General features: G+C 47.2%; 17 protein-coding genes. 10 read left to right on the top strand and 7 right to left on the bottom strand.

All coding sequences use genetic code 11. From position 1 onward, the window contains the following. Positions 1 to 19 precede the first annotated feature (19 nt). Entirely contained in the window at positions 20 to 832 is an 813-nt protein-coding gene (locus tag ABDW33_RS21650) for a ThuA domain-containing protein (RefSeq protein WP_343692189.1), read from the bottom strand. Positions 833 to 1,111: 279 nt separating this feature from the next. On the opposite strand from ABDW33_RS21650, the gene ABDW33_RS21645 reads away from it, so the two are divergent. The 4 genes from ABDW33_RS21645 to ABDW33_RS21630 all read left to right on the top strand — a co-directional run bounded on the left by ABDW33_RS21645 (position 1,112) and on the right by ABDW33_RS21630 (position 6,794). Continuing rightward, positions 1,112 to 2,089, top strand: coding sequence for an Abi family protein (locus tag ABDW33_RS21645; protein ID WP_343692188.1), 978 nt, complete (start codon positions 1,112 to 1,114; stop codon positions 2,087 to 2,089). A 118-nt stretch (positions 2,090 to 2,207) separates the two neighbouring features. Further along, the gene (locus tag ABDW33_RS21640) at positions 2,208 to 3,560 is read left to right on the top strand and encodes an FAD binding domain-containing protein (protein WP_343692252.1); all 1,353 of its coding nucleotides are present in this window, start codon (positions 2,208 to 2,210) and stop codon (positions 3,558 to 3,560) included. Then, a complete protein-coding gene (locus ABDW33_RS21635; RefSeq protein WP_343692187.1) occupies positions 3,557 to 5,863 on the top strand; it encodes a molybdopterin cofactor-binding domain-containing protein in 2,307 nt (768 codons plus the stop codon). The genes ABDW33_RS21640 and ABDW33_RS21635 overlap by 4 nt, the downstream gene beginning before the upstream one ends. After that, a complete protein-coding gene (locus tag ABDW33_RS21630; RefSeq protein WP_343692186.1) occupies positions 5,829 to 6,794 on the top strand; it encodes an XdhC family protein in 966 nt (321 codons plus the stop codon). The genes ABDW33_RS21635 and ABDW33_RS21630 overlap by 35 nt, the downstream gene beginning before the upstream one ends. A gap of 84 nt (positions 6,795 to 6,878) precedes the next feature. Here ABDW33_RS21630 and pucL read toward each other — a convergent pair whose 3' ends face one another. Then, the gene (gene pucL, locus ABDW33_RS21625) at positions 6,879 to 7,703 is read right to left on the bottom strand and encodes a factor-independent urate hydroxylase (RefSeq protein ID WP_343692185.1); all 825 of its coding nucleotides are present in this window, start codon (positions 7,701 to 7,703) and stop codon (positions 6,879 to 6,881) included. Positions 7,704 to 7,768: 65 nt separating this feature from the next. On the opposite strand from pucL, the gene allB reads away from it, so the two are divergent. Genes allB through ABDW33_RS21595 form a run of 6 tightly spaced genes read left to right on the top strand, consistent with a single transcriptional unit; the run spans position 7,769 to position 13,199 of the window. Beyond that, positions 7,769 to 9,085 (top strand): allantoinase AllB, encoded by a 1,317-nt coding sequence (gene allB, locus ABDW33_RS21620; RefSeq protein ID WP_343692184.1) that lies wholly within the window; start codon positions 7,769 to 7,771, stop codon positions 9,083 to 9,085. Next, positions 9,082 to 10,290, top strand: coding sequence for an allantoate amidohydrolase (locus ABDW33_RS21615; protein ID WP_343692183.1), 1,209 nt, complete (start codon positions 9,082 to 9,084; stop codon positions 10,288 to 10,290). The genes allB and ABDW33_RS21615 overlap by 4 nt, the downstream gene beginning before the upstream one ends. Positions 10,291 to 10,297: 7 nt before the next feature. Next, the gene (allE, locus tag ABDW33_RS21610) at positions 10,298 to 11,032 is read left to right on the top strand and encodes a (S)-ureidoglycine aminohydrolase (protein ID WP_343692182.1); all 735 of its coding nucleotides are present in this window, start codon (positions 10,298 to 10,300) and stop codon (positions 11,030 to 11,032) included. After that, positions 11,029 to 11,499 carry a 2-oxo-4-hydroxy-4-carboxy-5-ureidoimidazoline decarboxylase gene (gene uraD / locus ABDW33_RS21605; RefSeq protein WP_343692181.1) on the top strand — a complete coding sequence of 157 codons (471 nt, stop codon included), beginning with the start codon at positions 11,029 to 11,031 and terminating at the stop codon, positions 11,497 to 11,499. Before allE ends, uraD begins: the two co-directional genes overlap by 4 nt. Beyond that, on the top strand, positions 11,496 to 11,834 hold the full coding sequence (gene uraH, locus ABDW33_RS21600; protein WP_343692180.1) for a hydroxyisourate hydrolase: 339 nt from the start codon (positions 11,496 to 11,498) through the stop codon (positions 11,832 to 11,834). The genes uraD and uraH overlap by 4 nt, the downstream gene beginning before the upstream one ends. 12 nt (positions 11,835 to 11,846) lie before the next feature. Continuing rightward, positions 11,847 to 13,199 carry a phosphoenolpyruvate kinase gene (locus ABDW33_RS21595; protein WP_343692179.1) on the top strand — a complete coding sequence of 451 codons (1,353 nt, stop codon included), beginning with the start codon at positions 11,847 to 11,849 and terminating at the stop codon, positions 13,197 to 13,199. 120 nt (positions 13,200 to 13,319) lie between these two features. Here the strand turns inward: ABDW33_RS21595 and ABDW33_RS21590 are convergent, their stop codons facing one another. The 5 genes from ABDW33_RS21590 to ABDW33_RS21570 form a co-directional block, all read right to left on the bottom strand. After that, complete coding sequence (locus ABDW33_RS21590; RefSeq protein WP_343692178.1) at positions 13,320 to 15,491, bottom strand: TonB-dependent receptor; 2,172 nt, start codon at positions 15,489 to 15,491, stop codon at positions 13,320 to 13,322. A gap of 71 nt (positions 15,492 to 15,562) precedes the next feature. Further along, the gene (locus tag ABDW33_RS21585) at positions 15,563 to 16,687 is read right to left on the bottom strand and encodes a HupE/UreJ family protein (RefSeq protein ID WP_343692177.1); all 1,125 of its coding nucleotides are present in this window, start codon (positions 16,685 to 16,687) and stop codon (positions 15,563 to 15,565) included. Between the two features lie 9 nt (positions 16,688 to 16,696). Then, positions 16,697 to 17,800, bottom strand: coding sequence for a DUF3500 domain-containing protein (locus tag ABDW33_RS21580; protein WP_343692176.1), 1,104 nt, complete (start codon positions 17,798 to 17,800; stop codon positions 16,697 to 16,699). A 369-nt stretch (positions 17,801 to 18,169) separates the two neighbouring features. Further along, positions 18,170 to 19,501 (bottom strand): vanadium-dependent haloperoxidase, encoded by a 1,332-nt coding sequence (locus ABDW33_RS21575; protein WP_343692175.1) that lies wholly within the window; start codon positions 19,499 to 19,501, stop codon positions 18,170 to 18,172. Between the two features lie 2 nt (positions 19,502 to 19,503). Beyond that, positions 19,504 to 22,785 carry a VCBS repeat-containing protein gene (locus tag ABDW33_RS21570; protein WP_343692174.1) on the bottom strand — a complete coding sequence of 1,094 codons (3,282 nt, stop codon included), beginning with the start codon at positions 22,783 to 22,785 and terminating at the stop codon, positions 19,504 to 19,506. Between the last annotated feature and the right edge of the window lie 5 nt (positions 22,786 to 22,790).

The raw sequence follows: 22,790 nt of genomic DNA, 5'->3' as shown, positions 1-22,790 counted from the left end.
GATCAAAAAATTGTCATAATTAGGGTAATATTCTACTTGAATTTATTAAGTAAAACAGAGAGTTGATTATAAACCTGTTCTGGTCAGGGTTTGAGAAAGTATAAGACAATTCCTTATTGGTACCATGCTCATAATCAATATCATTATGCCCCATATTTACATAAACCATTTTATAGTGCCGATTGGTCCAGGCTACCGGATAGTAGCCACTATGCCATATTTCGCTGGGTTTAGGGCCGGTACCCAGTGGAAAACTGGCGGGGTCAATTGACAATAAGATGGTGATATCCCTGTTCTTCCTGAGGTCGTTTGACCATCTATACCATTCATTAGGCGCTGACCGGAAGGTATCCGGCAGGTCGTGAACGATTGCATGCTGTTTGTTTTCTACCCTTAAAACGGCGGAAGTTGGCCGCCAGGTATTGCTGCCATACGATCCTGACCCCAGGAAGGTATTGTGGTACCAGTCCCAATCCTGGTTGTAGGCAGAAGGTGTCAGCGCGAAGGCGGAAAAGTGAAATCCCATCCAGGCACCGCCATGTTCCATATAATGCTGAAAGGCGGCTCTTTGAGCGGGAGCTTCAGGACGGGTGTCCAGGAAGAGGATGACGTTGTACTTAGCTAAAGTATCCGGGTTGCATTTAGACCAGTCGCTGGTCGAGTCGTAGGTCCAGTTGTACCTGGAAAAGGTGGCAGGGAACCATCTGTTGGCTTCGTGGACAAAGCTGATGTGGGCCTGGTCTTCCCTGGCGGTGTAGAAGGCGAGGATCTTCTGGGAGAAACCCGCTGTGATGTACAGGAGGGAGACAATGAAAAGGAATGCAGACTTCATAGTATAATGATAGTGAAAATTCGATATTAAAAGGGTACAGATAGGGCACTAAAAGGGCACTTGAATATCACTTCAATATCCCGGAGATATAGAGGTGCCCTTTTAGTGACCTTTTAGTGAGCTATTGGAGGCGAAGAAGGGGCGAAGCCGGGAGATAACCTAATTCGTTATTGGAAGCGACACCTCAAAAAAAGTGATTGAGATATTTTTACATTCAAGGGATTTTTCGGTAAATTTGTAACAACACAGTCTGCCACCCCTCTGCTTGCAAGGGCAAATTTGGCAGGCTATTTTATTTTAAGTCCACGTCGCAGCCTGGCCATTTACCCCCAAAAATTCTTACAGGCAAAGTTTTTATTTCTTATGAACGTTTTTACAGCACCACCTCTTTCGATTGAGGAGCAAATTCAGCTACTTCAGGAGAAAGGACTCAATATTGAACCTGTAGATGATTTAGCCCATTGGTTGTCACATGTTAGCTATTTCAGACTCAAACATTATACAAACAGGTTCAAAGATTTTACTAAAAGCAACTTTATACCCAATACTAAATTTAGTCAGGTAATCGACCTCTATTTGTTTGATAGAGATTTAAAATTTATACTATTTGATGCAATTGAAACAATCGAAGTGTCTTTTAAGACAGTGTTATCAAATTCGATGGCGCAGCGCTTTGGCGCACATTGGTATATGAGTAGAAGCTGCTTTCTGCCAAAATTTGATTTTGATGAATTTTCGTCCGCAATAGAATCCGAAGTAAAAGAAGCTGACGAAGCCGCTATCAAGCATTATAGAAGATCGTATGATACGCCAACGCTACCTCCATGTTGGATGATAATGGAAATTATTTCTTTTGGCAGGATGTCGAAAATGTTTGAGCACCTGGGTGCCAGAGATATCAAACTGAATATATGCAGTAAATTTAATTTGCCTGATACGATTCTTAATAACTGGCTTCATTGTATTAACCAGTTGAGAAACAGATGTGCTCACCATGGAAGAATTGTATATAGATCCACGGCAAAAACAATCATCTTCCCGTCAAGGAAAAAACATCAATTCGTAAATGATATTGACAGTATTGATCCTAACAGTCTATATGCAACTGTATGTTGTATTCTTCATTTGATTAATAAGATTCAACCTGGTTCAAAGTTTAAGTCTAACCTACTACAACTTATAAATAGCCATCCTGAAATTGACTGTGAGCATATGGGATTTACTGAAAACTGGAGAAATGAAGCTATTTGGCTGTAACTGAGCAATAAGGATTGCTTTTCTGGCAGATTTTTATTATCTTCCAATAAACCCGCATTCCCCATTGCTACGCTTCATTCTCAATAACGACGACATTGGTACCACTCTCCCCCCAGGTATGCTGCTGCTGGATTTCATCCGCTATCACCAACACCTGCCCGGTACCAAAACAGGCTGCAATGAGGGCGACTGCGGCGCCTGCACCATACTGATCGGCGAACTCCAAAACGGCGCCATGCACTACTCCTCCTTTACCTCCTGCCTTACCCCACTGGGCAATGTCAGAGGCAAACACGTAGTCACCATCGAAGGGATCAACCTCTCCGGCTCCCTGACCGCCGTTCAATCCGCCATGCACGAATGCACCGCCACCCAATGCGGCTTCTGTACTCCCGGCTTTGTCATGTCCCTCACGGGATTCTGCCTCAGCCAAAAAGCGGCTACCCTCTCAAACGCCATGGCCGCTATCGATGGAAACATCTGCCGCTGCACCGGCTATAAATCCATAGAAAGAGCGGCTGCCAGAGTAGCACAAATACTGGAACCCAGGAACGGCACCATACCGGCTCAATATGCTGCCAATACACATATATTACCTGACTACTTCATAAATATTCCTGACAGGTTGCAGGCACTTCACAGTACCCTCGAACCTGCCCAGGACGTAGCCGCTCAACCCATTGGCGGAGGTACCGACCTCTATGTGCAGCATCATGATACCCTCAAACAAAAGGCTTTGAGATTCCTCTATGACCAACCTGCCCTCAAAGGCATCCGGCAGGAAGGCAATACATGTATCCTTGGTGCAGCAACCACCGTCGCTGACCTGATGGCATCCCCTTTACTACAGGCCTACTTTCCTTATCTGAGTAACTACCTGAAAAAAGTCAGCTCCACCCAGATCAGAAACATGGCTACCATTGCCGGCAATTTTATCAACGCCTCTCCCATTGGGGACCTTTCTATTTTCTTCCTGGCCCTCGATACGACCCTCGTACTCAGTGACGGGGTAAAAGAAAGAGAACTCCCCCTTCGACAATTATTCAAAGGCTATAAACAACTGAACAAGTCGCCCGATGAATTCATCACCCGACTCTGGTTTTATCTGCCTTCTCAGCATACATTATTCAACTTTGAAAAGGTAAGTAAGCGCACGCACCTCGATATCGCCAGCGTAAATACTGCCATCAGCATCACCATGCAATACGATATCATTGAAGATATCCGCATTGCTGCGGGAGGGGTCGGACCTGTGCCCCTGCTGCTAAAAGAAACAGCCCGGTTCATGACAGGGAAATTATTGACTGAATCGCTGATCAGGGAAGCAGGTTTTCTCCTGCAAACGGAAGTCACCCCCATCTCCGATGCCAGGGGCACAGCAGATTACAAGCGATTATTACTGTCACAATTGTTCAAGGCTCATTTCATCACCCTGTTTCCACAACTGGAAACAGCTATCCTGATCCGATGAAAAACATAGACTCCAATACACACGTCACCGGTACCTCCGTATACCTGGACGATTTACCAATACTGCAGGGCACACTCTTTGCCGCGGCCTATGGCTCTCCGGTGGCACATGGTATCCTGCACCAGCTGGAGCTTACCGAGGCTTTGCAAATGCCGGGAGTCGTAAGGATACTCACCGCAAAAGATATTCCCGGCGAGAACCAGATCGGCGGTATCATCCCTGATGAACCGCTGTTCGCCGACCACCATATCCACTTTGCAGGGATGCCTTTGGCGCTGGTGGTTGCACAAAGCAGGGATGCCGCCAGTGCTGCTGTGAAAAAGATCCGGGCCATCATCGACCCGCTGGAAGTTATCACCAACCCACGAATCGCCCAGGCACAAGGAGCCCTGATCATGCCGCCGAAATCTGTGGTACATGGCGATACAGAAACCGCATGGGCACAGTGTACCCATATCTTTCAGGGTGAGATTGACATCAACGGGCAGGAACATCTTTATATTGAAACACAGGGCGCCTATGCCCTGCCGCAGGAACATGGATCCCTGAAGGTGTATTCTTCCACACAGGGGCCAACAGCGGTTCAGAGAACAATTGCACGGGTATTAGGTATTCCCATGCACCGGTTGGAAGTAGTGGTAACCCGTCTCGGTGGCGGGTTCGGTGGCAAGGAAGACCAGGCAAATACCTGGGCCGCCCTGTGTGCACTGGCAGCACATGTGCTGAATAAACCGGTAAAATATGCCTTGCATAGAATGGAGGATATGGCCATGACCGGTAAGCGTCACCCTTATATGGCCGATTTCAAAATAGGGCTGGATGATGCGTTGAAAATACTGGCATACGAAGTCACCTTCTTTCAGAATGCCGGTGCAAGCGCAGACCTCTCTCCTGCCGTACTCCAGAGAACTCTATTCCATTGTACCAATGCCTACTATATACCCAACGTAACAGCGACTGCATTTAGTTGCCGTACACATTTACCCCCGAATACGGCCTTCAGGGGTTTTGGCGGGCCACAGGGTATGTATGTAATAGAAGCCGCTATTGCAGCTGCTGCCGCAGGTTTGCATATTGACAAAACACTGATTCAACGAGCGAATTTAATCCGGACAAACGAGGCATTTCCCTATGGGCAACTGGCCCAGAGTGAAGCCATTGCCTGCTGGGATAAGGCAGTGTCATTGTATGACCTGGATAATATGCGGGCCGCTATCCATACTTTTAACACGGAACACCTTCTCCTTAAAAAAGGAATGGCAGTGATGCCGATCTGTTTTGGTATTTCTTTTACCAATACCCTGATGAACAACGCGCGCTCACTTGTACACATCTACAGTGATGGTAGTGTAGGCATCAGTACCGGCGCTGTGGAAATGGGACAGGGCGTGAATACAAAAATCCTGCAGGTAGCAGCCCGGACATTGGGCATCGCTGTTGAGCGGGTGAAAATAAACGCCACCAGTACCTATACAGTCGCCAATACCTCGCCCTCTGCCGCGAGTGCCACTGCCGACCTGAATGGCAAAGCCACCTGGACGGCCTGCAAAACACTGCTGGAAAGACTGCTGGCGCTGGCTGCAAAAGATCTGGGTACTGCTGCGGAAAATTTAACAATTGAAAATGAAGTGGTCTTATTCAATGGCACACCTACTGAATGGAACTGGCTGCGCCTTGTCAACACCGCCTTTGTACAAAGAGTATCCCTTTCTGAAAATGGTCACTATGCAACACCATCCATTCATTATGATAACGAAACCGGCAAAGGACATCCATTTTCCTATCATGTATACGGTACCGCTATCATTGAAGTGACAGTTGATTGCCTGCGTGGTACCTACGAAACAGACAGTGTGAAAGTCGTGCATGACTTTGGCATCAGCATGAATCCCGACATTGACAGGGGGCAAATTGAAGGAGGGATTGTACAGGGAATAGGTTGGATGACCCTGGAGGAAGTGATCTACAACCAACAGGGCAGATTATTATCCAATGCACTCTCTACGTACAAGGTACCCGACATCTATGCAGCACCCAAAGAAATCCTTATTGATCATTTACATACTGACCATGATAACCTGGCCATCTTCCGCTCCAAAGCAGTAGGAGAGCCACCGCTTATGTACGGTATAGGTGCCTGGTTTGCCCTGCGGGATGCAATACTGGCATTTCACCCGGATGCCGCCATTCCATTTACTGCCCCCATGACACCCGAGAGAGTATTGATGGCGTTGTATTCCAAACAATCTGCTGAAAGCAAACCTGCACATGAAGAAAAAGTTAGTCACCTGGGAATTGATTAGCCAAAGTTTGCAACAAGGTATCCCCGTCATGTTGTTATATGTATTACAAAGTGCCGGGAGCAGTCCGGGCAGACAGGGATTTTTCATGGCAGTAAATGCTGTGGGCAACATCGCGGGCTCTATCGGCGGTGGAATCATGGAATTCAAATTTGTAGAGATGGCGCGGGAACAACTCCTGCAGGAAGCAACCATCGCTGCGGTACGCAGACAGGTCCACGATAAAAGCAGTCCGGCAGATCAAAGTGGGATGATCTGCTCAGGAGAACAAACGATCCTGCTGTACCGCGTACGATCGCATGATGCACAGTTGATTCAACAGATCATCACCTGCCTTGCTGATTCCCGCAATGGCGCATTGCAGCTATCACCTGCAGGACTACAATTCATTACAGCGCCAGGGCATACCGGGTTCAGCATGCAATCGGTGGATGACTGGGTATATACTGAACGACTGGGTTACAGAGATCACTTATACCTGGTGGGTGGCGGACATTGTTCTTTAGCTTTTTCCAGGATCATGGCCACACTGGATTTTTATATTCATGTATACGACAACAGGCCGCAGCTGAATACATTCGAGGGAAATGAATATGCGCACGAAAAAGTGGTGGTGGAAGATTACTGTCAATTGAAAGACATCATACCCGAGGGACACCATCACTATGTAGTTGTAATGACCATGGGATATCGCAGTGATGATATTGTCATCAGGGCACTGCTGCATAAACAATTCAGGTACCTGGGTATGCTGGGCAGCCAGGCCAAGGTCACACAGTTGTTTGAAAGATACAAGGCTGAAGGGGTCTCTCCACAGTTATTGCAAAGGATCCATGCTCCTGTTGGGATACCAATCAATAGTCAGACCCCGGAAGAAATTGCGGTCAGTATTGCAGCAGAAATAATCAGGGAGCGGAATACGCCCAGCTGCTAATGTGGGAGCAGGAGGTAAAACCAGGGATAGCAGTGGTTTTACTACCGGGTGATGTAGGCCCCGGTTATGATCAGCTGCAGCCAGCTATTCCCGGATCACAGTGCCTGTAATATACCCATAAGGCTCGTCTGTTGCAATGAAGATCTCATTTTGATTGCTCATACCAAATTGCTCCAGGTTGAAAAGAATATGGTGTTTGTTAGGCATTTTCAGGGTGATCTCCTTCACTTCCGGGTAGGACCGGAGTACCGCCTCTCCCATCGCATACAGGGTTTGTTGTACAGAGAGACTATTATGTCCTGCAAAGGTATCCAGTAAGGTTGCCCTGATATGATCGAACATCCCTGTGTAATCTTTTAAGGCACCGTTGTAGATCCAGCTGGCTTCACATTGTGTCGCAAGAATGCGGTCGCTGGCTGGTTTTAAAGTAGTATACGGGTCTTTGACAAAATGCTCAAAACCGGAATCTGTTGTTTTGAGAATGAGCAGATCAGTGATACCACTGGTAATAGTCGTTGCAGCTGCATTGTAGACAACTTTAGTGGTGCGTTTTTCTGTCCCGCCGCTGATGTAGGCATGAGGTGTCATGCGTGACCATGCAGCTTCTGCGATTTCTATAGTAGCTGTGGCTACCTGTTGCTGGGTGTGCACAAAATGCTCCGCCAGGTGCAGGGCAAAGGCTTCAATGCTGGTAGTAAAGTGGTCTTTGGCAAGGGCATACACTGTGTTCTTTTGTGTGTCCGTAGGCAGGATCTTCGTATTATCTCCCAATGTGTGAGCGGTTTCAAAATCACCCTGCAGGGAAACGTTGACAGTGATCTGCCTGAATTCGTGGTAGTCCGGATGACGGATGATTTTGGACAACTGCACGGCATTTTTGCCATATGAGTTTTCGCCTAGTTTGATCATGATGGTTAACATTTACTTCTCTAATTTAAAAAATTAAATGCCTATTTTTAAATAAGAACTTATTTATGTTTGACCTGGCTATAAAAGGGAGCCGCATTATTACTCCCGATGGTATTCAACCGGCCGTGGTACTGATCAAAGATGGATTGATTGCAGATGTTGTCAATGTTATACCCGGCGATATTGTTAAGAAAATAATTGACATTCACGACCATGTATTGATGCCCGGCATCACAGATCCGCATGTACATATCAATGAACCCGGGCGAACGGACTGGGAAGGATTTACCACGGCGACCCGTGCTGCGCTGGCCAGTGGTATCACGACCCTGGTAGATATGCCCCTGAATGCACACCCCGTTACCACCACTGTTGCCGCACTGGAACAAAAGATCAGATCTGCCAACCTGTATACCAATTGTGGATACTGGGGAGGTGTTGTACCAGGCAATGTCAGCGAGCTGGAACCCCTGATTGAAAGAGGCGTGCTGGGGTTCAAGGCTTTCTTAACCCATTCCGGCATTGATGACTTTCCCAATGTTACCGTCGAGGATCTGAAAAAAGCGATGCCGATCATTGCAAAACATGGCCTGCCGTTGTTAGTGCATTGTGAATTGTCCACCCCTGTGCCGGCATCCGTAGCCGGTACCTATTCCGCCTACCTCGCTTCACGCCCCGCGGCATGGGAGGAAAACGCGATAGCACTGATAATCCGCCTTTGCGAAACCTACAATTGCCGGGTGCATATTGTACATCTTTCAGCCGCTTCCGCACTGCCACAGATCATCCGGGCAAAGGCCCGGGGACTGCCGCTGACAGTGGAGACAGCGCAGCATTACCTGTATTTCGACGCTGAGCACATTCCGGACGGCAATATGGCCTTTAAATGTGCACCGCCCATAAGAGAACAGGAAAACAATGAACAGCTCTGGCAAGCCTTAAAATCGGGTATTATTGACATGGTAGCAACCGACCACTCTCCCAGCCCGGGGGATATGAAGCAGGGAGATTACCTGACATCGTGGGGAGGGATCTCTTCATTACAACTCGCTTTGCCCGCTTTATGGACGGCGGCTCAAAAAAGACAGGTACCCCTGACACAAATTGTACAGTGGCTTTGTACCGCTCCTACGCTATTAACCGGCACACACACATACAAAGGAAAAATTGCCAAAGGCTATGATGCCGATCTCGTAATCTGGAATCCCGAACAATCTTTCAAAGTGATTCCGGCAAACCTGCAACATAAACACCCCATTACACCGTATGCTGATGAAACGCTGGATGGGGTAGTGCTGCAAACCTACCTCAAAGGGATAAAGGTCTATGATGAAGGTATATACACTGCTCCCCCACAGGGCGAAAACATTTTACGTTCATGAGTACAGCCACCATATTTGCACGCATTCAGGAACTGGCCACTATTAGTGAAGATAGCCATTGCCTGACCCGCACCTTTGGCTCTATGGCTTTTATCAGGGCCACTCAGCTGATATCTGGGTGGATGCGGGAGGCCGGGTTAATTACTTATATCGACAATATCGGCAATGTACGGGGCCGGCTGGTTTCAAAAAATCCACATGCGCGTACATTGGTATTAGGTTCCCATTTTGATACAGTGACAAATGCCGGCAGGTTCGATGGACCATTAGGGATACTCATGGCATTGGATGCGGTGATTGGCATTACAATTGATTTACCATTTCATATTGAAGTGGTGGCTTTTTGTGATGAAGAAGGGGTACGATATCATACCACTTACCTCGGTAGTAAAGTATTAGCAGGCACTTTTGATCCACAGCTGCTGGCATTAAAAGATGCTGCAGGCATTACCCTGGAGGAGGCAATTCACCTGATAGGCGGATGTACTGATCAGCTCAAAAATGACAGTATCCCGGCAGCGGCATGGCTGGGATATTTCGAAATACATATTGAACAAGGACCCGTTTTATATGAAAAACATATTCCGGCAGCCATCGTGACGGCGATCGCCGGCCAGCAACGTAGTCAGCTTGTATTTAAAGGAATGGCCGGGCATGCAGGCACAGTGCCCATGGAGATGCGGCAGGATGCGTTATGTTGTGCTGCTGCATGTATCGTGGCGATTGAACAATGGGCCCTGCAACACAGAGAGCATGTCGTAGCTACTGTAGGTACCCTGCAGGTAGTGCATGGCGCCTCCAATGTAATTCCCGGAGAAGTGTCGTGCAGTCTTGACCTCCGCTCTGCTGATGCGGCTATGTTGAAACAGGGGTACCAGGAATTATCGCAATTGCTGTCTGCCATCTGTACGAACAGGAATATCCGTCTTGAATGGCATCCTGTACAGGAAACGGCTCCGGTGCATTGTGATCCGCTATTATCCGGATTGCTGGAGAAGGCCATTCAGTCTACCCATATTCAAACTGTAAAACTCGTGAGTGGCGCCGGGCATGATGCTGTAGCTATTTCAACCATTGCCCCGGTGTGCATGCTCTTTGTCCGGTGTTTTAAAGGCATCAGCCATCACCCGCTGGAAGATGTGGAGGCCGATGATATTGAAGCGGCCCTACAGATCGCGCGGAACTTTATTCTTCAACTTATCTGATAAACATATGGAGATTTCAGCACTTACCCGTTCCGTTGTAAAAAGTAATCATGCACTCATTTGCCCCGATGGTCATGTGAACAGCGTGATACCGGGATGGACCAATTGTAAAACGAATGTGCTCATTAGCGAACAGATGGGCGCCGGGCTTTGTCAGACGCTCATCACCCTGGAAGCGGAAGGTGTGGTAAGTGGCAAAACAGGTGCTTCACAGATCTTCTTCTACGTCATAGAAGGCGTATGTATGGTGAATGAAACCGTTCTCAACGCCGGCCAGTTCGTATACTTTCCTCCGGGAGAAGACTATCAGGTGAAAAGTGCCAGTGCCGGCACAAAGCTGCTTTCCTTCCACAAGGTGTACGAACCGCTGGAAGGATATCCGACACCCCGGCTGCTTTTTGGGGATAGTGCCAATGTACCCGGGCCTGCATTCTTAGGCGATCCCGCTTTAAGACTCCAGGTGTTGCTGCCGGAAGACCTGTCTTTTGACATGGCGATCAATATCTTCACATATGATCCCGGTGGTCATCTCCCTTTTGTAGAAACGCATGTTATGGAACATGGCCTGTTATACCTGCAGGGACAGGGCGTATATATGCTGGATCACCAGTGGTACCCGGTCAAAAAAGGAGATGCTATCTGGATGGCCCCCTACTGTCAGCAATGGTTTACAGCGATGGGCAAAGAACCAGCCGTGTATATCTATTATAAAAATGTCAACAGGTTGCCCGCTAAGCTATGACACTTGAAGCACTCAATCATTTACCCCAGCCGGAATTGTATACCGCTCTACAACAATGTTGTGGCGCTCATAAATGGGTGGAAAGGATGATCGCTGATTTTCCAATGGCGGATACAACTGCCCTGCTACATGCTGCGAACAGGCATTGGGCGGCCTGTTCGCCCGCTGATGGCCTGGAAGCATTTAGTCATCATCCCCGCATTGGCGACCGGCCTGCTATGCATCAGGAGCAGGCCGGTGTGGTAAATGCCACCACTGCCACACTGGAAGAACTGGCTGCTTTGAATATGCGTTATGAAGAAAAGTTTGGCTATATTTTCATCGTATGCGCCACCGGCAAATCCGCCACGGACATGTTGTCCCTGCTTAAAGACAGAATGAATAATACCCCGGCAGCAGAAATTAAGATCGCCATGGCAGAGCAAGGTAAGATTACACACTTACGACTTGAAAAATTACTCTCATGAGCCAGCTAACCACACATATACTCGACACCTCCCTGGGTACCCCTGCCAGTGATGTACCCGTTACTTTATTTGCACTGGACAACAAAGAATGGATCGAAATAGCCAACGGTATCACCAACACAGATGGTCGGGTTACTGATCTGCTGCATGCTGATACGTTGCTCCACCATGGATTATACAAACTTCATTTCAATACGAAAGAATATTTTGAACGCAATTTCACCACTACCTTTTTCCCTTTTGTAGAAATTGCTTTTTATGTCAACAGCCATGAACATTATCATGTGCCCCTTTTGTTATCTCCATTTGGTTACTCCACTTATCGTGGTTCTTAAACTGATCATTCTATGCAAACATCCATCCCCGAATCAGACAAACATGCCTTACTAGGCACTTTGAAAATAGCGAATGTCGCCTTCCAACATACTTATCCCGGCGATAAACCTGACCGCCAGCCCGTTCATACCGTGTATGGCGGTGCTAACTTATTCAAAGCTGATACCTGTATCAGAATGGGCGAAATTGCCCTGCATCATTTCCATAGCTATGCACCGGATAGTACCGTGCTGGCCAATGCACTCGAGTGGAAGGACGATCGTTTATCCGAAATTATTTATCACCGGATCATCCGTAAACTGCAGACTGAACCCGTGGAGGATTTCAGAATCGATTTTGAAGATGGCTTCGGTAACAGGCCTGACCACGAGGAAGATGCTACAGCTATCGCTGCTGCCATTGAACTGGCTAAAGGTATGCAGGCAGAGACCATCTCTCCGTTTATCGGGATACGTATCAAACCTTTTACAGAAGACCTGAAGCATAGAAGTGTACGCACGCTCGACCTGTTTTTAACGACCTTATTACAACATACAAACGGGGTACTGCCTGCTCATTTTGTGGTGATGCTGCCGAAGGTAACCATCCCGGAACAGGTGAGTACCTTAGTCCGGTTCTTTGAAGTACTGGAAAAGGTATACCAGCTGCGCCCCGGTACTTTGCAAATGGAAACGATGGTGGAAGCGACACAGATCATTATGGATGAGGAAGGACGCAATCCCCTGATGCGCATCATCAGGGCCAGCGAAGGACGTTGTATTGCTGCACATTTTGGCACGTATGACTATACTGCATCCTGTGGCATTACCGCAAAGTATCAGACCATGGCACATCCGGTATGCGACTTTGCACATCATATGACAAAGGTGGCATTGGGCGGGACCGGGATATTCTTATCTGACGGTGCTACTAATGTAATACCAGTGGCTTTGCACAAAGGTGATCATTTATCTTATGCAGAACTGGAAGAGAACAGGGAGCATGTGCACCGGGCATGGCGGACAGGCTATCATCATACCATGCATTCACTGATCAACGGGTTTTACCAGGGATGGGATTTGAACCCCGCACAGTTGCCGATGCGATATGCCGCCACTTATCATTTCTTTCTCAGTAATTATGACGACGCATTGTTCAGGTTGAAAACGTTTGTGGAACGGGCAGCAATATCCACATTGACGAAAGACATCTTTGACGATGCGGCAACGGGACAGGGATTGTTAAACTTCTTTCTGAAAGCGATTAACTGCGGGGCGGTATCGGAGGAGGAAGTGTTGGCTACTGGCCTGACAATGGAAGAGATCAGGACGAGATCGTTTTACAGGATACTGGAAGGAAGGCGGAAACAGGCTATTAAGGTTTGATATCAAAGCACACCTGGGGGTTTTTGCATGCGCCAGAATCCCAGGTATGCTTTTCGAAAGCCTTGCCGGCAGCAGGGCATGCAATCAACTACAATCGATCCGTTTTGCTACGTCGATCGTTTAAATGCTGATTCCTGCAGTAATATAAAACGTTCTGCCATCAGCAGGTAAAATACCTGGTCCCGGATACATTGTAATCCTGCGGTTGAAATAATGTTCATTCGTCAGGTTATTCACACCTGCGGAGAAATGATACCCTTTGACCAGCTGCCAGTTAAAGCTCCAGTCAAATACGTTCCAGCCAGGTATAAGGCCCGTGACACCGGTGCTACTATGTGCTGTATTGAGTGCATCATTGTAGCTTTTACTATTGTAACTGAACAGGATACCCGTAGAGAGGCCTTTGTGCAGGAAAGTAATCCCCGTTTTATTGATCCAATCCGGTGTATTCTCTATCATCTTTCCCCTGATGTCTGTATTCACACCTGCATTGTTGATAGTTGTACTATTATAACGACCATGCTGATAAGCCAGGGAATTGAAAATACGTACATCATTTACACCGCGCACTACATGAAATAACCTGGACAATGAACATTCCAGATATGCTTCTACACCTTTATTGGAGGCATTGCCCACGTTGGTTGTCAGTAAGTGACTGGCAGCATCATCTCCTTTGAACGTAATCAGACCGATCCTGTTACCATAATATACATAGAACACATTTATATCAAAACGGACCAGGTCACTAACATGGCCCCTGTAACCCAAATCGATATCGTACCCCCTGGTATCTTTCAGATTCGGGTCTATCCGATCCAGCCTGTCGGCCGGTGTAACACTGGCATAAAGATAAGGCCGGTATGCCTGTGATATGTTGCCGTACAACTGGCTAAAATTATTCACCTTGTACTCCAGCCCTGTTCCAAACAGCGGGAAATGACGATTACCCTGGTAGCTGACCGCACTACTACCATTATTAATCACCCCTGTCAGGTCTGTATTAATGCGTTCATATCTTACACCAGGTGTAACAGAAAATCGATTTGTGAGCTGAAAAATGTTCTCTGCATATGCCGCATAGTTTTCAGTGTTGAGATGCAGGTCTATGCCATATGCTTTGGTGAGATGCAGGTCAAAATCACTTCCTGTGGTACCTGTTCCTTTCTGTTTCCGCCTCGTTTTGCTGGTAGAAAAACGTATTCCTGCTGCCAATGTACTGTGTACCTTACCAATGCGATAGTTATGTAGCAGGCGGGCTTCTGCTGTAACGCCGGTATAGTAATCCCTGTCCACCTGTCTTGGATTGTAGGTACCGAGACTGGTATTGATCGTATCCATCACGTTGGGTGCGTTGATAAACTGTACACTATTCCGTTCTCCGGACAACGCATTGGAGGTGATCTCCAGCTTTGTATTTCCAGAGAACTGATATTTGAATGTGAGCGCCGGAATATAGATCCGGGGTTGGAAGAAGTTTCTGCTACGGAACGATTGTTTAGCGCTTGCTGCAAACTGTGCATCTGTCAATCCACCTGCGATCTGCTGCACATAATCCATTCCTGAGAACTGGAAACTGAGGCTTCCCTTATCATTCAGCCGGTATTGCAGGTTAGCGTGATAAGCATGATAATCAAAGCGGCTGTTGTCTCTCCAGCCATCCCCGTGCCGGTAATCATAATAAGCATAGTAGGTCAGTTTGCCTTTGGTCCCTCCTATTGCATTATAAGAATTAAACAGGTTATTACTGCCAATTGTCTGCTCGCTCTCCAGCACAAAAGGCCGGGTACTATCTCCCTGTTTTATTACATAATTCATCATACCGCCAAACTGCGGGCCGAATTGCAAGGCAGCAGCGCCACGTACCATCTGGATAGATTGTACCGCCTGCAATGGCAATGAATAGTGATTCTCAGGATATCCAAAGAGATCACTATTCGTATTATAACCATTCTGACGCATGTTCATTTCAATGGAACGATGAGCATCCGTTCCCCGCACACCAATGTTTACCTGCGTACCTGCACCATCCATTTCCCAGGTAAGCAAACCTGGAATCTGTGCAAATAACTGGCGGGCAAGATTCTGTGCCAGGTTCCCCTTACTGCCATCTAACTGTAACTGGTTGGTATGTTTACCGGCGTAGATAATTGTACCTGATACATCGGGCAGACTGGTGCTGGCACTATTCATCCGATAGGTATGAACAGTGACGCTATCTAAATTCTTCAGTATAGTGGTGTCTTGCTGTTGTAAGTTGGAAAACAGGGAAAGTAAGAGTAATAATTTCATTGCTGGATTTTGGTCTTACTTTCAAAGTACATAAACTTCCGCTTCTTTAACGATCAAAAGCGGAAGTTTATTTATATGCGTTCAGTAAGCCAGACGGTGGCTGCGATTCCGGCTAATATTGCACCAGCTACGCGTACATACTTATACGTGGGTATCCGGCTCAGCCATATCAACCCGGGCACTACGAGTAATATTACGATCAGCTGCATTAATTCTATACCTACGTTAAACCCTAATATGCTCAGTCCCATCCTTGTGGTATCCAGTTGTAAGTTGGCAAGTGTACCAGCAAACGCCATTCCGTGTATAAGTCCAAAACCTGCTGCCACCCATGATTCCCTGCCGGGGAAGAGGGGGCGTAATGCATGAACCGCCGATACCAGGATAGATACTGGGATCAGTATTTCTACCGGCTGCCCTGGCAATCGCAACCATCCTAAAGCTCCCAGCAGCAAAGTGATAGAATGGCCAATCGTAAATGCTGTTATGATCTGTATTAATCTCATCAGGCAATACTTTATACCACCATAACCATCCCAGCGTTGTTGCCGCACCACCAGTGGAGCAGGTAGTAACAATACGAGGAGGAACAACAGGTGATCTGTACCTGCCGCAATATGTTGCATACCCAATGCCACCATACTCCTGAATCCCCACCAAAGGCTTCCCTGCTCCTCGCTTACTATCAATGGCGCTATGGTACCGCTCTTTACGTCCAGTTTGATCACACCAACTTCTGTTGTCTGTTCTCCATAATTACCCCGCTCCCAATCCTGACGAACAGATACAAGCGCTTTGTGAGAATTCACTTCTGCAATAATCGCATCGTAATGCAGACTGAAATTACGAACGGAGGTTTGCTCAACAGGTTCCATCCATAATTCACCTATGACTTCATTGTAAGGCCCTGTGTACGTTTGCCCTCCAGGCTGTATATACAGGTTCTTTACCGTTACTCTCCATGGTTTACCTTCCAGGCTTTGCGGGTGTATATGTTCCAGGAGATATGCCTGCAGCGCGGGGCCGGGTACTACTTTGTGCCCCAGCGCCAGTTCCAGTTCGCTGATTGGCAATTGTACCTCCGCAGCTACTCCGTTGGATTTAATATCCAGGAGTATGATGGAGTTCGGCATGGGATGTGCCCTGGCATCCAGTGTAAATACACAGCAGATGAGGAGCAAAAGGTAATATCGCATATAGTAATATTAAAAGGTAAAGCTATTGCCGTAATCTCTTTTATGGTCCCTGTATACGCTGTGATAATGTATCTGGGAAGGATATACAACGCCCGTCTGGCATACAAACTCAATCCATACACTGGGTCCATCGATTCGCACATAGTCCGCATTAGATGCCAACGTGGCATTGCCGGAGTAAGCGATATAGGTGCTGCTCAACTCACTGCTGTAGGTGCTGAGCAGACTTGCAGCGGTAGCACTATCCGCATCATTCACCCATGGTTGCATTGCCGCCAGTACTAAGGCCTGCTGTGTAGTAGAGAGGCTGCTAACGGCTAACCCAACTTTCGTAGCAGGAAACTGTCCATCTTCATTGGGGCCCAGTAACACATCGCTGAATTTAGTAGTCAACAATGCACTGGCTAACTGTGATGAACTGAGAGATGACAACATCGCTAACATAGCTGCCTGTTCCTGTGCAATTGGCGCATAGGTAGTACCATTGGATGTCCAGCTTTTGGGTTCTATTCCTTCAAACCTTGGAGTAGCTCCGATTACGGCACCGCCGCTGAAAGTAATATTTACAGCCAGGTGATGCCCCCCAAATTGTAACTGCCAGGTGCCGGTAGTAGATGGCGTTCCCACAAATGCGATAAAGTAGATACCGGAACCATAACTGCTGCTGTTGCTCGCAGCATTCAGCACATCATCTGCTGCTATAATCTGCGTAATTTCGTCATACCCTTCATTAGCAGCAGTACCAGACGCAGCTGCGACGACGGCTTTTGCAGCAGCCAGCTGCGTACTGCTAAGTGACGAATATTGCAACCCGTTCCGGCAACTGGAACCGCACGGTAAGTTTGACCATTTGATAGCATATGTGCTGGAATAGCTCGTGACCAGAGAGGAAAGCTGTGAACTGGAAAGCGTGGACTCAAAAGCTTCCGCAAGGCAAACCACCCTGGCCGTAGTATTGGCAGCAGCACTGCAATCTGTGGTCACAGTAGCAGTAGTATCAGTAGTCACAGTACTATCTGTTGTTGTAGAAGTCGTGCCAGCATCTTTCTTACTGCAGGAAAATAACAACATACCCAGCATAATGCCTGTCAAAGGCAAATAGATTGTTCGCATACTTCTTATTTTTGGTGAAAGAAAAATGTAATTGTACTGGTTTATACTTAAGACTGCCCATGTAAGGACCGGTTTAACCTTCTCAGGGATGAATTGAGGTAAATGGGCGATTTGTTGCGGAGAAATTCAGTGGCGATACTTTTGAGCAGGAGTTCTTTTATGGGGTACTTGTGATGGACATTGGGAGGTCAGGGAGATAAGCAACACTGTTTACCTGTCACGGCAGGGGTAGTAAAGAGATAAGAAGGGTTTGATAAATATCGAAAAGGTGAAGGGGGGCATCATCAGGAATACCTTTGTGAACATGCATTTGCTGAACACATGTTCACAGGGGTATTCCTGGATTTTGCTACCGCAAAATTTAAGTGCTTAATTTTTTGCCAAAGGCCCGATACCCGCCTTCTTAATTTTCTCAACGACAAAGGTGCCTACACGCGTTCCCTGATCCACGCCGTTATCCACTGAATCGCGAAAATGGATACCACCATAAATACGGGACACTGCTGCTTCCTTCGCTGCATTCCAGAAAGAGGTGAAATGCCTTGGTGTCAATTCCCAGAACTCTTCTGAATTATCAGTGTACTCGAAATTATCTCCAAACAGGTAAGTCAGCATCACAGCTACAGCCGAAGAAACGACGCTGTGACCGCTGGTATACTCAGGGAATGGCGGCGTCTGCAAATTGGGCTTCCACTTCACGTCGATGTACTTATTAATAACTGTTTCCGGACGAATACGATTCGTACTGTACTTGGCATCCCAGCAACTGATAAACGCATCCATCATTACATTGGCTGCCAGCATATGCGCCTGCAGGGTATGATCAAAATCCAGTTTTGCCTTGCGGCAGGCAATACCTGTAATATTCATCCAGTGACCACCCGGCGTAATTTTCTTGAATCCGATAGCCATGTGTCCATAGGTGCTTACTGCAAAAGGATTACAATCCCAGAAACCTGCAATGGTCATTTCCTCTTTAGTAGGATTCTTTCCGAAGTTATATACCTCCATGGTGAGCTTGTAAAATTCACTGGTAGTGTCTTTACTGAAAGCCACCATAGGTTTAGGCTTGAATTGCGTACAACTATCAATCACCATCGGCCGGATGGTACGCCAGTTAGGTTCTACTGCGTCCATATACGCGGGCGGAGTCGGATACCAGTATCCCTCTCCCTTCACGGGTGTATATCTGCGTAAGGTACTCAGCTTACCATAACCGTCTCCTTTCGACCATTGTACAATTTGCTTTACAACTCCTTCGGCTACCATAACTGAATTCTTAATAATACTATCAGGTACCTGGTCCTTCTTATACAGATCGATCAGCTTCTGCTCATCTTCTGTGAGCATATAACCGGATGGTAGTAACTGCTTTCCTGCCTCCAGGATGGCATATACCGCTGCTACCCGGTAATCGTATGTTCTGCCACTATCCTGTACATTCACAGCAGGATAAGATTTTATAAAAGCCGCTGCACCTGGCAGTGAAGCATTATGCTTTACAATGATCTGGTAAGCTGCCAATGTTGCATAGCTGTAAAAACGTGTAGCAGCCGGCGGATTCACCACATCATGCATCATCACCATTGAAAGAGAAAATACGGCTGGTTGTATATAATCGGTAAAGGGAGCCTTGTCATACTGCTGTTGTGCATGTCCCAGCTGACTAATGAGTAACAACCCAAAGATGAGTTTCTTCATATTTACTTTTCTTTATAGAGTGAGATACCCTCGTTATTAACACCTACCACCACGAAGTTCTTTCCGTTGATGGCAATTTCGCTGGCGGACTTAACATCGCCTTTGATACAAATACCTGCTTCAGCCTGATCTACATAAGCAAATCCGCCTTTCCCATCACCTTTGAGCAGGCAACCATAGCTGGCATCAAAACTACCCAGCTTCAGGCGGTTGTCGCAATGGTTACCCAGCAATAACAGGTCTGGCTTACCGTCTTCATTGAAGTCGCCGGTAAGGATTTTGGAGACAACTGAGAACTGTGCTTCCATTGGCAATGGAGATACAACAAACTTTCCGTTCCTGTTCAGCAGACATACGCTGCGGGTTTCAGTGACGGTGAGCTTGCCGGCCTTTGCGAGATCATCGGGCGATACGATATCTTTCATTGTTGCATCAGAATAGTTCTTGTAAGACGCGAACTTCTTACGCATCGGATAGATCTGGTCATTCAGTTCATCCCTGCTCACATATGGATAACTCACGCCCTGGATATAGAAGTTCAGGAAGGGATCAATATTACCGTTCTTATCGAAGTCCGCGTAATACAGTTCAACCGGTTCTTTTACAGAGGCCTTGATCTGTGTATTCAGGCCCAGGTTCCCGGCGATGAGATCATCGTTGCCATCACCGTCCACATCTTTTACGGCCAGGCTAAACCAGAAACCTTGCTGTGGCTGATCAAAATAATCGGCTGTTTTGTCTTTAAAGCCATCTGCCTTATTGATATATACAGACAGTGGCATCATCTCTCCACACACCACCAGGTCTTTGCGGCCATCCTTGTCCAGGTCGATCCACTGGGCATCTGTGATCATACCTGTTTTCGCAAAAGGCACATCGGCTACAGTGAATTTCCCTTTACCATTGTTGATCAGCAGGTAAGATACCGGTGACAACGGGTATTGCCCCGGAATCACACGCCCGCCTACAAAGAGATCAATATCCCCGTCATTATCAAAATCACAGGGGCGCACACAGGATTTGCTGTTAGCGCTTACATCAGGCAGGTTTTCACTGGCTTTTACCAGGATACCTTTTCCATTGTTCAGGAACAGCTGATCCTGTAACATCGGGGTATTCGGATCGCAATTGAAGTAACCGCCCATGGCCAGGTACAGATCAGGGTATCCGTCGCCGTTCGCATCAAAGAAGGTAGCATCAGATACACAGTTTTCTGCAGGATCTTCCAGCTTCATACTTTTGTTCATGTCAAAGCTGCCGTTGCCCGCCTGTGTATAAATACGGCCGGGGAGTTCACCGTTGCCACTTACATACAGGTCTTCTTTTCCATCTTTATTCACATCGGCTTTAGCAATGACAGGACCTGTTTTAGAATACATGAACAACATGAGCAGCTGGCGTTTGAAGTCATTGGCAGGCATTTCTTCATGCTTGTAGTCAAGCAGGCCATCTGTTTTGGTGAACACAGGTTTTATTAAAGTAGCCGGAGGCAGTGCAGCATTGGGTGCGTATTCAACTTTCAATAACTGGTTCGCGGCCACATCCTTCAGGCGCTGCTCTTTATTGCCGGGCCATACAATCAGTACAGAATCAGCTTTAGCGGCATTTCCCAGGCCGAATAACAACTGGGTAGATACAGCACCCAGATAGCCTTTGCCGGGGTTTACTTCCTGGTACTGCTGCATGCCGTTAGTATATACATATACTTTGGCGCCAATAGCCTGAGTATTTTTATCTTCTCCTTTGAGTTTGAAAGAGAGGTAAGCGGTCTTGTGCTGTTCTCTCGTCATATTCTGGTAGATGCCAGCCGGATCATTGATACGGTTGATCACCAGATCGAGGTCACCGTCGTTATCCAGGTCTGCATACACAGCTCCGCTGGACACGCCGGGTTGATCAATGCCCCATTCCTGCTGTTTATTGGCAAAGGTGAGGTCATGATTATTGCGGAAGATATAATTTTTCAAAGGAGTGACAGGCATGGCAGTGACCAGGTCCATGAACTTAATAGGTTCACGCTCCATCGCTTTCTTTACCTTGTAATCGCCCCAGTAGCGCAGAAAATCCTTGTTGGTATAATCCCGCAGGTAGCCATTGGTCACAAAGAGGTCCTTATATCCATCGTTGTCAAAGTCTGCAAAAAGTGGACACCAGCTCCAGTCGGTATTAGATACACCGGCCAGCTGACCGATCTCACTAAAGGTACCATCACCATTATTCAGTTGCAGCATATTGCGCATATACTGCTCATAGAGGTCCTGTGACTTCATCAGGTCGTGCATCTCGTAGCTTTCTTCCATCTGCAGCAATTTCTGGCGTTTGTTGTCTTCAGGGAGCATATCGAGTGTCAGCACATCCGGTAAACCGTCGTTGTTATAGTCAGCAATGTCTACTCCCATAGAGAAGTGAGACAGGTGCTTGAAAGTTTCTTTTGTACGTTCGCTGAACGTACCGTCATGATTGTTGATGTATAGATAATCAGGTTCGTTGTAGTCGTTGGTCACGTAGATATCTTCCCAGCCATCCTTGTTGATATCTGCCACTGCGATACCCAAACCGAAGGTGAGTGGATTCTGAATGATACCGGCTTTGAGTGTAACGTCAGTGAAGTGGTTGTTGTCGTTACGATAGAGTTTGTTACCGGCAAGGGAGTCAGTCAGTGCCTTGTATTTTGCAAACTCCATGTTATCAATCTTGTTAGTGCTGTGGTTGAGCAGGAACATATCCAGGTCTCCATCGTTGTCGTAATCGAAGAAGACAGCATTGGTGCTGTAACCGGGATCGTCGAGGCCATATTCCTTTGCTTTTTCCACAAATTTCATATTGCCCTGGTTGATAAAGAGCTGGTTGCGGCGGGCAGCATCATCGCGCTTACCGGAGTAGCAGATATAGATATCGAGTAGTCCGTCACCGTTTACATCAGCCATGGTAACGCCGGTCTTCCAGCTATCGGGTTTGCCCCCGATACCTTTGCCTGCATCTTTGGTGATGTCTTTGAACTGCATGTTGCCCATGTTCTGGTAGAGTGCACCGGGTTGCATGTTCGCAGTGAAATACAGGTCCTGTAATCCGTCGTTGTTCAGGTCACCTACGGCCACACCGGCACCGTTATAAAAGTATTCATACTGCAATACGTTCAACCCTTCTGTTTCATTGAGGGAGTTAGAGAACTTAATGCCGGTAGATTTGGAAGGAAGCTGCTGGAAAAGCTTTTGTTGTGCATGGATGGCAGTGGAGATGCAGGATGCCATCATGAGGGCCAGCAGGGAGGTGGAATAACGCATGGATA

This window comes from Chitinophaga sp., from assembly GCF_039596155.1.
Classification (GTDB): Bacteria; Bacteroidota; Bacteroidia; order Chitinophagales; family Chitinophagaceae; genus Chitinophaga.
Note: the sequence above shows the minus strand (reverse complement) of the source record. Positions and strands in the feature narration are given on the sequence as shown.